This window comes from Microbacterium sp. 77mftsu3.1, assembly GCF_900100525.1.
Classification (GTDB): Bacteria; Actinomycetota; Actinomycetes; order Actinomycetales; family Microbacteriaceae; genus Microbacterium; species Microbacterium aquilitoris.
This window is the reverse complement of the sequence record NZ_FNCR01000002.1, coordinates 204,495-216,674: the sequence shown is the minus strand read 5'-3', so window position 1 is coordinate 216,674 and position 12,180 is coordinate 204,495. Positions and strand designations below refer to the sequence as shown.

The 12,180-nt window shown below is 65.1% G+C and carries 10 protein-coding genes; 3 read left to right on the top strand and 7 right to left on the bottom strand.

The features are described from left to right. Positions 1-453: 453 nt before the first annotated feature. Positions 454-1,374 carry a hypothetical protein gene (locus tag BLR68_RS05955; protein ID WP_018187758.1) on the top strand — a complete coding sequence of 307 codons (921 nt, stop codon included), beginning with the start codon at positions 454-456 and terminating at the stop codon, positions 1,372-1,374. A 300-nt stretch (positions 1,375-1,674) separates the two neighbouring features. Here the strand turns inward: BLR68_RS05955 and BLR68_RS17700 are convergent, their stop codons facing one another. The 7 genes from BLR68_RS17700 to dnaB all read right to left on the bottom strand — a co-directional run bounded on the left by BLR68_RS17700 (position 1,675) and on the right by dnaB (position 8,739). Next, positions 1,675-2,451, bottom strand: coding sequence for a DUF6602 domain-containing protein (locus BLR68_RS17700; protein ID WP_143015727.1), 777 nt, complete (start codon positions 2,449-2,451; stop codon positions 1,675-1,677). 60 nt (positions 2,452-2,511) lie between these two features. Beyond that, positions 2,512-3,810, bottom strand: a complete 1,299-nt coding sequence (locus tag BLR68_RS05950) for an SAVED domain-containing protein (RefSeq protein ID WP_040570580.1) — start codon at positions 3,808-3,810, stop codon at positions 2,512-2,514. A gap of 4 nt (positions 3,811-3,814) precedes the next feature. Beyond that, positions 3,815-4,234, bottom strand: a complete 420-nt coding sequence (locus BLR68_RS18280) for a Mov34/MPN/PAD-1 family protein (protein WP_371130006.1) — start codon at positions 4,232-4,234, stop codon at positions 3,815-3,817. Positions 4,235-4,290: 56 nt separating this feature from the next. After that, positions 4,291-5,583 carry a HesA/MoeB/ThiF family protein gene (locus tag BLR68_RS05940; protein ID WP_026302940.1) on the bottom strand — a complete coding sequence of 431 codons (1,293 nt, stop codon included), beginning with the start codon at positions 5,581-5,583 and terminating at the stop codon, positions 4,291-4,293. Continuing rightward, a complete protein-coding gene (locus tag BLR68_RS05935) occupies positions 5,580-6,104 on the bottom strand; it encodes a ubiquitin-conjugating enzyme family protein (protein ID WP_076709340.1) in 525 nt (174 codons plus the stop codon). Before BLR68_RS05935 ends, BLR68_RS05940 begins: the two co-directional genes overlap by 4 nt. Continuing rightward, positions 6,101-7,063: a nucleotidyltransferase domain-containing protein gene (locus BLR68_RS05930; protein ID WP_026302941.1), complete on the bottom strand. Its 963-nt coding sequence runs from the start codon at positions 7,061-7,063 to the stop codon at positions 6,101-6,103. The genes BLR68_RS05935 and BLR68_RS05930 overlap by 4 nt, the downstream gene beginning before the upstream one ends. Positions 7,064-7,368: 305 nt before the next feature. After that, a complete protein-coding gene (gene dnaB / locus BLR68_RS05925; protein WP_018187763.1) occupies positions 7,369-8,739 on the bottom strand; it encodes a replicative DNA helicase in 1,371 nt (456 codons plus the stop codon). Positions 8,740-9,178: 439 nt separating this feature from the next. Here dnaB and BLR68_RS05920 point away from each other — a divergent pair, with 439 nt between their 5' ends. Continuing rightward, positions 9,179-10,324 (top strand): ribonuclease E domain-containing protein, encoded by a 1,146-nt coding sequence (locus tag BLR68_RS05920; RefSeq protein ID WP_143015726.1) that lies wholly within the window; start codon positions 9,179-9,181, stop codon positions 10,322-10,324. Positions 10,325-10,420: 96 nt separating this feature from the next. After that, a complete protein-coding gene (locus tag BLR68_RS05915) occupies positions 10,421-12,109 on the top strand; it encodes an LPXTG cell wall anchor domain-containing protein (protein ID WP_018187765.1) in 1,689 nt (562 codons plus the stop codon). Positions 12,110-12,180 lie beyond the last annotated feature (71 nt).

Below are 12,180 nucleotides of genomic sequence, written 5' to 3'. Positions count from 1 at the left end.
TGCGCGACGGGGGGCCAGCAGTGGCCGGCAGAACAAGTTGTGTTTGGTCAACTATAAGCGCGTCGGCCGGCGGCGCATTCCCATTTCGCGATGAATTCCTCCGGCGTGCCTCCGAGGCAGCCCAGAACTCCTGACTCGATCGAGGGGCAGCCCGCAAAGCCAAGATCAACCGCGTCCGCTCACAACACGACTCTCACGTCGTCCTCGTCGATGTGCGGAATCCATACATGTCCGGCACCGTCGCCGGGAATCAGTCAAATCAAGCCGGAATCTCCGTGTAAATTCCGCCGACAGATGCCCAGATCAAGCTGATCTCGCGGCATAAGTGTCCCAGGATCACCGCCCCAATTCCGGTGAGGAATGTCCCCCACGGCGTCTCAGCCGCCAGTGACTGCTTCTTCTCCCTCGCTAAGCATGATGTGGAGAATTCCTGAGTCGGAGACAATGAGGCCCATGACCACATTCGACCGGGCCACAGCCAGCGACGAGGGCGATCTGAGCCCGGCGGATCTCGCGGACGTCTGCGAAGCCCTCATCGCCGCGTGGCACGAAGATTCGGTGCGCTCTCGACAGGGCGCAGCGGAGGACTCAGCTTCAGATCTCGCCACCGACTCCATCCGCGCGGCGTTCCCGGAGCACCTGCCGCACAACCTCGAGTACGCGCACGGACAGATGGCAGGTCAGATGGTCGACGCGATCGTGCTGCAGCTGCAGTCGGTCGTCACGCTGCTGCGCGCTGAGCCGATGATCCCTCTCGGGCTGTGGCCGCTCGTCCGTTCTGAGATCGAATACGCCGGCCGGGTCGCGTGGCTGCTCGAGCCGTTCCCGGGAGTGGATGTCGGCCGGCTGAGGGTTGCACGTGGGATGCTCGAGCACTTGGCCGCGATCCAACGACAGCGGTTCACAGCCGGCAAGTGGAACAAGGCCCGAGCAAAGCAGTTCAAAGAGAAGCGCGACGAGCTACTCGATCGGATTCGGCTGCTGTTCGACGACGTCCACCTGCCGCTGGACAAGCCCGAGAAGATCGATGAGTGGAGGATCGGCGATCAGACGATGCTGCCTCTCGGGCGGTCGGTGAGCCTCTTCCTCGAGCACCTGAGCGACGGGGCGGCGCTGTACGACATCTTCTCCGACAACTCCCACCCTTCGGTGATCTCGCTCGCGTTCCAGTCCTCGCTGACCGACGTCGACGGCGTCACGTCGACGACCTACCCGGCGATTCCGAGAGTCGTCAACTTCCAAGTAAGGCTGGGGTGCCTCACCGCCTACAAGTCGGCGCAGATGGTCCTGGGCTACTCCGGGTTCCCGGACGACTCGCTCAAGCGATGGGCCGCCACTGCTCCGCCCCGTTGGTTCGGGTCTCCCACGCTCTAACGGACGTCTCCGCCGGCGGCTGTCGCCGATGAGCTCGACGACAGCAATCCGTGGCTTGTGCCGGCGCGCGGCCGATATTCAATAGTGTGGCGATTCGAGCAGAGACGGAGAACGGCATGGACGAGTACGTCGTGATGCAGGCGAGGAAGGAGCCCGCTCGGGTGGTGTGCTGGGAGGAAGACGCTCTGGGGTGTCACACGGCTCGCTCGTCATGGGATGGATCGACGATCAGGTTCTCTGCAGTGGGAGTTGGACCTTCAAACTGCCTGACGTGAGGGCCCCAAGATGTCCGCCGCACCGTCACGGAGTTCTTGGGTCACAGGCCCCATCATCTCCGTGCGCAACTGTTGGTTCATGGCCTTCCAGCGGTGCACAATAGGAGTCCAGGTCGATCGCAAGCGCGGTCCCCAGCTTCGACAGGGCACGGAACAGCCTGGTTGCGAACCAGATCAGTTCTTGCCCCGCGGGAGCGAACGCTAGACCTCCTGTTCGATCGAACGCACCGCCTCTGACTGCGATGCCCATATCTATCGCGGTGGGATCTAGATCTGTAATCGCCGCAACGGCCGCGCTGCCTCGTATGTCTGACCAGTCGATTTCCGTGCTGAGGAACACGCCGAGAATTGGCTTTCCGGAGGGATCCTGCGGTTCGTACGTGCCGCCTGCGTGACGTATTGCGGCCGACGTTCGGTTCAACTTCCGGACACTGGCGATCTTGTCACGGGCATAGTCGAGGTGAGGTTTGTTCATGTTGGGTTTCACCTCACAGACCGCGTACACGCTCTCTGCGGGTACAAAGCTGATGCCGTTCTGCTCGAAAAAGAGTGGTGAGTACTGCTGGTCGAATACGGCGATGTCGATCTGGTCGCTCTGACCGCCGTTCGAATCAATCGCAAATATCGGTCCGACTCCGTACCGGTTCGGCAAGAACTCCCGAAGGACCTCGATCCATCTCGACTCGGTAGCGTCACCCTTGGTGCCCGGATGATCAGTGAACGCCGGTGTCAATCCGAGGCCGGCGAGCATGTGCTCCTGCTTGAGCGTGTATGCGCGGGAGAGATCGAATGACTCAGCCATAGCTGAGGTCCCCTTCCTGGAGGGCGGCCAAGAACTCTCCATGACCGCGGTCGTGCGACATCAGCTCTGCGTGATGTGCACGTGTTCGATTGCTCCGGTGGGAGCGGACGCGCGCAGAGTTGCAACCGCCTCGTAGCGCGGTCCGAGGAAGTCGCCCTCCACCGAATCGGACTCGTCCCACTCGTACGCGATGATCCGGAGTGTGTTCGTGAGTCGCGCCATCAGCACTGCGGTACCGAAAGGACCGCGGACAATCAGATGCACGAGTGCGTTTGCATTCGACATCGAGAGCTCTCGCAGGCGAGCAGCGGCCTCCGCCGCGATATTGCCCCCGTCCGAGGGTTCAAGCAGTCCGTCAGCGGAAGATGTGATGTGCTGCCATGCCACCAGCGTCCCCGTATGGGTAGCGAGGAATTGATCAAACGCGGCGTCGCTCCGCGGTGACTGAAGATCGACGTACGCGGCCACTTCGGGCCGCCGGTCATGGGGTGGCGTGACGGAAGCACTGGACTGGCGGACGATTCGAAGGCGAGCTCTGTCGAACAGCTGCGGTTCGGTTGTGCTTGCCCAGCTGACGCCCCGACCGTCGACAACGGTCATGGGACCAACCCTTGTGGAAGGGATCGCAGCGCCGATCGCCAACGCGACTGACAGGTGCGCGCCACCTTCAATGCGGACAGCAGTTGCGCCGGCCCGTGTAATCGCATCGGGCAGGAATCTGGCAGTCTGCGCGAGATCCTGGAGTCCGGCCGCGCTGGGGAGCTTCTCGTGCGTCGAGGGGCGGATGCGGATGTCGAGGTCAGCGTCGGTGCGGTCGTACACCTGCGGAGTGTTCCTAGTTTGTAACGACATCCGCAGTTCTCCCCCGCTCGCGGAAACGAGCGGTCGTATCGCCGCGATTCGGTGCCAGAGCATTTGCCGAGCCATCGCAACCAGACCATCTCGAGTCGCGCTCTTCTGATCCACACTCCTGAGCTCGGGGGGTTCCATCCCGAGAACGCGATCGGGGGCGTCGTAGTCCACGGCACCGGAATCAGCGTGCACGGCGTTGACGATCCCCAACGCGAATGCCGGGGCTGCCCGGTGCAGGTTCAGTAGTCGGGGTGCCTCAATTTCTCGTACCACCCGACTGTCCGCGATCTGAGGGGTGATGATGATGATCGCTCCGGAGATTCCCTCGTCGATCGCCTGTTGCAGCCGAGCGTCGGTGTCGCCGGGTGGGAGGTCGTCGACGTCCCTCCAAACAGGAATGCCGGCGGCGCGGAGCAGCCAGGTGAGTTCAGCTGCCAGCACGATTCCATCCGAATGCCGATACGAAACGAACACGGGATCATGGGGGTTGATGACTGGGTCCGGCATGTCGTCACTCCTCCTCGTCAAGTACGAGCGTCGCGGGCTGGATCGAGCTAGGTCGCACGATCCAGGCAGTCAGGGGCGTGGTGCCATCTCGAGGGGCACCGACTATGAGGCAGACGAACTGCTGAAAACCGAGGTCAGGGTCACGGAGATGGGCCTGGTAGGAGGTTATGTCTCTACCACTGGGCGCGAGAGGTCCGTGCGGGTGGGTATGCCACTCACCGATCCACTGGCTGCGGTCTCTCTCCCACGCGTCAGCGGCGATCAGCTGCGCGTGGTTCAGATCCCTATCGAACGTTGAGGCAGTTCGTCGTGCGCGCGGCCCCGGTCCGCCGGCATGGCGGATCTCGATCCGTTCGAATTCCGTCGAACCCAGAACCAGTCCCCCCGTTTCGGTGCCGTCCAATGACGCAACCGACTCCCTCATGATCAGCTCCAATGCTGATCGGTGCACAATTACAGCCGGCTCTCTGAGACGTTGATCTATGGGGCGCACGTCGGGCAATCTTCGCGCGGCGGTGGGATCAATGACCATCTGATGTCGCCCGCGTGGTGAAGATCGAACGGGGCAGCGAGATCGCCTCCCGGTCGCAGCCCCACGATGGCGTGTTCCCCGGGCAGTTGTTGGGCGCCGTCACCGAACCGTGACTCGAGCAGGGTCGCGGTCGCGAACTTTGCTGCCAACACACCGATCAAGCGAAGATCGGAGGGGATGGCGGTCATGGGCTGGTGCGCCGAGCCCGTCCCGTACGCGAGTTCCTGATCCGCCTCCGCATCCATCGCACCAGCCTGCGCCAGAGAAGCGCGCAGACAAAGCAGACATCCGTACCGCGGCGTCGGACGCAGCCGAAGAACCTCGCCGACGGCACCGCGGTCCAACACGCAGGCCAGGATGGCGGGGGTGTTTGCACGGCGAGCGGCGTGGCTGACCACTCGACGAGGTGCGACACCGTCCGCCGTACACACCACGAGATCGACGTTTCTCATCAGAGCCCGGAAGATGTCTGCCTGCCGCACCACGTCCAGCGGCATGGCATAGATGCGATCGTTGCCCCATCGTTTTATGAGGTTATCCGCTAAGGCGGTCGCCTTGTTTCGCCCTACGCTTTCGGGGCCAAGCATGTGGCGGATCATGTTGTGCCATAGGAATCGGTCATCATCGACCAGATACAGGGACCCGACCCCATATCCGGCTAGTGCGTCGGCCGCGACGCCGCCAATACTTCCGCAACCCACGACTGCAACGGTGAGGGTCGAAAGGTCCTCGACAGGCCATCGGTCAAGAAGCTGTTGCATGCCAATGACCGCGGGTTCCACAGCGATTGGGAACGGTGAGGCACCTTCTCTCGTGAGGGACCAGCCGGCATACTCCTCAACGCCAACGGCGCGAAGCTCGTCGGTGACATCGGGATCGTGAGTGAGCACCAGCAGGGCCTGCGCCCCCGGGTCTAGGGTCACACCCATCAGCTCCGTGAACGTCGCGTACGGAACGGCAGCGCCAGGGCGACGAAGCAAGTCGACGTGAAGAAGGTTGAGTTCGCTGCTGGCTCGCCGCACCCATCGTCCTTCGAACCCAACGTCTCCCCATCGCAACGCGGTGTAAGCCTTTGGGATGACTACCTGCTGTCTGATCTGCGGAGCTGTTTCAACCACGTGGACCACGTAGAAATTCTCCGACGGCACATGCCTCAGGCCGATCCCACCAACGCCTTCCGATGACGCCGCAATCTTGACGAGCGCGTCTTGCGGCACAAATACATAGCCCGCGCCGCTCAAGGTGCACCTGCGCTGAGGTCGTGGTCGTGGCTGCTGTCCGACACGATGCCGTGTTCAGACATGCGGGTGATGATGTTCTGCTTCATCAAGAAGTACTCCAGATGCCATCCGGCTGCCTTCAAGAGAAGCTCGGTGAGACTCGCCTCCGGCTGCCACTGTCCCACGCTCTGCAACAGGCAAAGGGCACCGTTTGGCAGCACGTGCCACGTGGCCTGACTTCGCTCGTACAACTCAGGTTCAGGCTCAATCGGATAGATCTCCGGCGGCAGCATTGGGTAGGCGGGGACGTAGCGAATGTCGACCAGTAGACCGCCGGCAGGGAAAATCGATGCGATTTCCTCGGGGGCTGCCCGGTCGAACGGCCACAGCGGCAGACGGCCCGACCATCCGCCGTTCGGGTCTTCCGCGGAGGGTTCGACGACTTGCAGGTCAGGAGCAAAGCGTTGCACTTCTTCCCGATCTCGTTGCTGTCTAAGGGAGTCTTCCTCGTACCAAGGAACCGGCTGCGATTGAATGGTCACCCTTGCGGAGTGTCTTTGACCTGTCGGGGCACAGGTGCGACCGCAGGAGCAGGCTTGCTGGCCGGGTTCGGATCGTGCGGAAAATCCGGTCCGAACACTTGCCCCCAGTGCCAGAGGGCACCGTCGGTATCGTTGTTGACGGAGGCCTGCATGGCTTGGTTCGCGTGGTCCCTCGCCCCCTTGAGCCGCTCTGCGAATTCGACATAGTCGAGGTCTGACTGGATGGGACCGCAGTACCCGGCTGGGTCTGTGACCACCTCGTGACCGTCGATTGCGTACGCAGCGGCTACGAAGAATTGCCTGACTGCGGCACGCTGATTTAGCCCGGTCGGCAGATGCTCGAGGGCGAGAACCTCCATCACGAGCGACTTGATCTTGATGTCTTGGTCGCTCGCCCACCTCTTCAGGATGCGGACAGTGCCGGCGAACTTATCCCACTGCGCGTGGCGATCGGCGACCGCTGTGATCAACGACTCCGGGTCGCATTCGATCCAAGTGTCAGAGAGCGCTTCGGGAATGAGGAGATGATCCCCGGACCGTAATGCAGGCATGGCGTCCACTGTGAACGCGGCGGGATCTTCCGGATCGTCGAGGAAACACTTCACTGCATGGTTGCGCCATCGAGCGAGACGCACGATCTGGTCGTGAGTGCCATTCGTGGCGCCGAGTAGTGTGTTGACTCGGCCTCGGACGTGATCCAGGGCGTCTCGGGCGGATTCGCCGGCCTTTCCCCATTCGGTGTGAGCCGCGCCGTCGTACACGATGACTAGGTCGACGTCGTGGATCGGATCCTTCTGGGTACCTCGAGCAAGCGACCCGGATGGGACCACCTCCACGACGTCTGCTTCATTGCCGAACGCGGCCCGAAAGACATCACGGCGCCGGCGGGCCTCGCGCACCGTCTCTACGTCAGCGTTGACCTTCGTTTGGAACGTGCGAAACGCCTCATGAACACTCATTGATCCCCAGTCCTTTACCTCGGTCGTAGCGTCGGGCGCCACTCAAGCCCCCGCACAAACCATAGGCACGGCCACCGACAGTGGTGGCGCTTGTCATCTCCCTGCTGCGGATTCGAGCACGACGCCCGTCCGCGCGAAACGACCGCGTTGCCGTTCGTTGCGTCATTGAAAATCCGCAACCGAATCCTCGATCCAAGTCCGCGGTGGAGGGCTGCGCTGAATGTGCGTACGCGGCAGACATGTCAAAAATGTCATCTCTGGACATGTTCATTGGGAATTTGACATGTTCAGCGGGAATTTACAACTCAGTCCATCCCCACGGCCATGTCGGTGAAGCGTGAGAAGTGTCCCTGGAACGCGACGACGACCGTGTCGGTCGGGCCGTTACGGTGCTTGGCGACGATGAGGTCGGCTTCGCCGGCGCGGGGGCTGTCCTTCTCGTAGGCGGCCTCGCGGTGCAGCAGGATGACGATGTCGGCATCCTGCTCGATCGAGCCCGACTCACGCAGGTCGCTGATGGCGGGCTTCTTGTCGGCGCGCTGCTCGGCACCACGGTTCAGCTGCGACAGGGCGATGACGGGGACCTGCAGCTCCTTCGCCAGCAGCTTCAGCGCACGGGAGAATTCCGAGACCTCCTGCTGACGCGACTCGACGCGCTTACCGCTCGTCATGAGCTGGAGGTAGTCGATGACGACCATCTCGAGCCCGACGCGCTGCTTGAGCTTGCGGCACTTCGCGCGGATCTCGACGAGCGTCATGTTCGGGCTGTCGTCGATGTACAGCGGCGCGTCGTTGATGCGCCCACGGGTCGAGGCGATCGTCGTCCAGTCGCGGCTGTCGAGCATGCCCTTGCGCATGCTCTGCAGCGGCACCGCACCCTCGGCGCTCATGAGTCGCATCGCGATCTCGCTGCGCCCCATCTCGAGCGAGAAGAAGACGGTCGGGCGGTTGTGCTTGATGGCGGCCGCGCGGGCGAAGTCGAGCGCGAGCGTCGACTTACCCATGGCGGGGCGAGCGGCGACGACGACCATCTGCCCGCCGTGCAGGCCGTTGGTGAGTTGGTCGAGGGCGGCGAAGCCGGTCGGGATGCCGGTCATCTGACCATCGCGGCCACGTGCCGCCTCGATCTCCTCGACGGCGGCGTCCACGGCGACCTGCAGCGGGACGTAGTCCTCGGACTGCTCCGCACCGGTGACGGAGTAGATCTCGGCCTGCGCGTTGTTGACGAGGTCGAGCGCCTCGCCCTGCCCGTTGTAGCCCATCTGGACGATGCGGGTGCCGGCTTCGACGAGGCGGCGGAGCAGCGCACGCTCCCGGACGATCGATGCGTAGTACGCCGCGTTCGCCGCGGTGGGGACGATCGACGTGAGGGAGTGCAGGTAATCGGCACCGCCGGCGCGCTGAAGATCGCCGGTCTTGATCAGCTCGTCCGTGACGGCGACGACGTCGGTCGGTTCACCGTGGGAGTACAGCGAGAGGACGGCCTCGAAGATCAGCTCGTGCTTCGGCACGTAGAAGTCGGTGCCGCGGAGGGCCTCGATGACGTCGGCGACCGCATCGCCCGAAAGGAGCATGCCGCCCAGGGTGCTCTGCTCGGCGAGCATGTCGTGAGGAGGGACCCGCTCAGGGCCTCGGGCTCCGCCGATCCGGTCGTCGGACAGATCCGCAATCGACATCCAAGCCCCTCTTCCGGGCCCGCTGGAAGGCCCTCGCACACGTTATGGAGGGGTTCCGACACACGCAAACCGGCCTGTGGATAACTGTGTGGACAACGTGCGTGAAACGCCGCAGGTCCTGTGCACAAAGCCTGTGGACAACGCGTGGAATCTCCGCGTGGAGCATCGGCTAAAACCCGCTTGAACTGGCGTTTTGTTTCCCACAGTCTGTGGATGAGCATCCCACCTCAAGTGGTGCTTGAAGGTTCAGGGTTATCCCCACACATGTGCAGAATCGACGATTTGTCAAATGAGAAACCCGGCACGTTTCGAGCACACGAAGACATCCGGATCGGCTCTTGTGAGATTCATAGGATCGGAGTAGCTTTTGTGCTCCAGGCACCCCGCAGACGCGGCCGTCACGGCTCGCGTCCGATGAGATCCATCGTGGAGGTGACCTGTGCCCGAACAACGACATGCGCTCGTGCGCTGGACCCTCCTCGCCGCGATCGGATTCTGCTTCGCTCTGCTGTGGGCGGCTCTGTTCACCGTGTTCGACGGCCCCCACGCCCGCGCTGCCGACCGCGAAGACGACGGGCTGCTCGGCGGGGTCACGAAGATCGTCGAGGATGCGGTGGCGCCGGCGACCGGCGCCGTCGTCGAACCGGTCGCCGACAAGATCCTCGCTCCGGTGACCGACGCCGTCGTCACTCCCGCTGCGGACAAGGTCGTCAAGCCCGTGACCGAGAAGGTTGTGAAGCCGGTCGTCAAAAAGGTCGTCACACGGGTGACCGAGAAGGTCGTCACACCGGTGGCCGAGAAGGTCGTCAAGTCTGTGACGGAGAAGGTCGTAAAGCCGGTGACCGAGAAGGTCGTCGCGCCCGTCATCAAACCGGTAGCCGAAGCCATCGTCGAGCCCGTGACGGATGCCATCGCCCCGCCGGTCGCGGCCATCGTCGAGCCGGTCGTCGAGGCCGTCGTCACGCCCGTCGCCGAAGACGTTCTGGCGCCGGTGGTGGATGCCACGGGCCCGGTCATCGAGCCGGTCGTCGACGCCACCCAGCCCGTCGTCACGCCGATCGTGGACGCCGTCCTCCCGCCGGTCATCGACGCGGTCGCACCCGTGACGGAACCGGTGGCCCCTGTGATCATCCCGCCGAGTGCCGGAACGGCCACTCCGCCCGGCGTCGGGCTTCCGCCGACCCCCGCTGAACCCTCCTCGGCGGCCCCCGCGGGGCAGCCGGCGACGGATGCGACTTCCATCGCGCAGGGACCCACGGCATCCGCGTCGTCCGTGAACGCCGCCACCTGGACTCGCACCGCCTTCGCTGACGCCGTCTCGACGGCTGTCGCGGACGGCCTGTCGGCGACCGTCGCAGTGGCCCCGGCATCCCTCGCACCCGATACCGCCCCGCCCGCGCCCAGCGCACCCTTGGCGTCCAGCGGATCCCTGACTTCTGCATCATCCGGAGGAGCTGCCGGGCTGCTGGCCCTGCTTCCGTTCGGCCTACCCGTCGCGCACCGTGCCTGGGCACGACGAGGACGGCCGAACGACGAGCACGGGCTCCCCGCACCCTTCTTCGACACCGACGTCTCTCCCGACTGACGGGGATCGAGCCGCGCCCCTTCGCGGCACGCATCCGCACGCCCCGCGTGACGGCGCCTCGGCGCCATCCCCAGTCATGTCTTGAGGAGAAACGAAATGAACACCATGTTGTCGCGTGCCCTGCTGGGTACGCTCGTCGCCGGAGGCATCACGCTCTTCGGTGCGGCGGCCGCGCAGGCCGCAGAATCCACCACCTCGGGCGAGGACGGGCTGCTCTCGGGCACCCAGGCGCTCCTGAACGTCGACGTTCCCATCAGCGTCGGCGACACCGCCATCTCGGTCCTCGGCGACTCGTCCACCAGCTCGAAGGATGCCGACGCGTCGCCCGCGGCGTCGACCGGCGGAACTTCCGGGTCCACCGACGGATCCAGCGGGACGGCATCCGGCTCGCAGGCCATCGTGGATGTCTCCGTTCCCGTCACCGTGAAGGACACGGCGGTCTCGGTGATCGGCGACAGCACGACCGAGTCGACGGATGCCGCCGCTTCGGCCGCGCCCGCCGCACCCGCACCGTCAGCCTCGACCGACGGATCGAACGGCACCGCCTCCGGCACGCAGGTCGTCGCCCCCGTCACCGCCCCGGTGACCGTCGACGACACGGCTATCTCGGTCATCGGCGACAGCACAACCGAGAGCACGGATGCCGCCGCTCCGGCCGCACCCGCCGCACCCGCACCGTCGGCCTCGACCGACGGGACGGACGGCACCGCCTCCGGCACCCAGGTCGTCGCCCCCGTCACCGCCCCGGTGACGGTCGACGACACGGCCATCTCGGTCATCGGCGACAGCACGACCGAGTCGACGGATAACGCCGCCCCGGCCGCACCCGCCGCACCCGCGCCCGCTCCGGCACCGTCCACGGACGGGACAGACGGCATCGGCTCCGGTACGCAGGTCGTCGCCCCCATCGCGGTCCCCGTGACCGTCGACGACACGGCTGTCTCGGTCATCGGCGACAGCACGACCGAGAGCACGGATGCCACCGCCCCGGCGTCACCCGCCGCGCCCGCACCGTCGGCCTCGACCGACGGCACGGACGGCATCGGCTCCGGTACCCAGGTCGTCGCACCCATCGCGGTCCCCGTGACCGTCGACGACACGGCTGTCTCGGTCATCGGCGACAGCACGTCGACCGGCGGCGGGTCTGTCGGAACGCCCGGTGCGGGCACCACGAACCCCAGCGTTCCGACCACCTCGGGCGAGAACGGGGTGGGCAGTGGGACGCAGATCCTGGCGCCGATCGGCATCCCGGTCACCGTGGGTGACACAGCGGTCTCGATCATCGGCGACAGCACGGTGACCGGCCCCGGAACGACCCCGGTCGACCCGGGCACGGATCCGGTTGATCCGGGTACCGACCCGGTCGACCCCGGAACGGACCCGGTCGACCCCGGAACGGACCCGGTCGACCCCGGAACGGACCCGGTCGACCCCGGAACGGACCCGGTCGACCCCGGAACGGACCCGGTTGACCCGGGGACGGACCCGGTCGACCCGGGGACCGACCCCACGGACCCGGTGAACCCCGGGACGGAACCCACGGCTCCCGGCACGGATCCGACGGACCCCGGTAGCGTCCCCGGTGACACCCCCGGAACCGGCACAGACGATCAGATCCCCGGCGCCGGCGCCGCTCCGACGGCTCCCGTGACCGCCGCGAGCGACACCGACGGGGCGAGCATGCTGGCTCAGACCGGCGGCATCCCCCTGACCTGGCTGCCGCTGGCGGCCGTCGCCCTAATGGCGGCGGGAGCGCTGCTCACTCTGCGGCGACGTACCGTCTGATCTCCCCCGAGGGGGCGGATGCCGCGAGCCTCGACCCGCGGCATCCGTCCCACCCGTGCGCCGATGCAATA

Bases quoted from the DNA above. Each gene is read 5' to 3' on its own strand.
- BLR68_RS05955 (WP_018187758.1), top strand. From the start codon at position 454: ATGACCACATTCGACCGGGCCACAGCCAGCGACGAGGGCGATCTGAGC.
- BLR68_RS17700 (WP_143015727.1), bottom strand. From the start codon at position 2,451: ATGGCTGAGTCATTCGATCTCTCCCGCGCATACACGCTCAAGCAGGAG.
- BLR68_RS05950 (WP_040570580.1), bottom strand. From the start codon at position 3,810: ATGCCGGACCCAGTCATCAACCCCCATGATCCCGTGTTCGTTTCGTAT.
- BLR68_RS18280 (WP_371130006.1), bottom strand. From the start codon at position 4,234: ATGAGGGAGTCGGTTGCGTCATTGGACGGCACCGAAACGGGGGGACTG.
- BLR68_RS05930 (WP_026302941.1), bottom strand. From the start codon at position 7,063: ATGAGTGTTCATGAGGCGTTTCGCACGTTCCAAACGAAGGTCAACGCT.
- dnaB (WP_018187763.1), bottom strand. From the start codon at position 8,739: ATGTCGATTGCGGATCTGTCCGACGACCGGATCGGCGGAGCCCGAGGC.
- BLR68_RS05915 (WP_018187765.1), top strand. From the start codon at position 10,421: ATGAACACCATGTTGTCGCGTGCCCTGCTGGGTACGCTCGTCGCCGGA.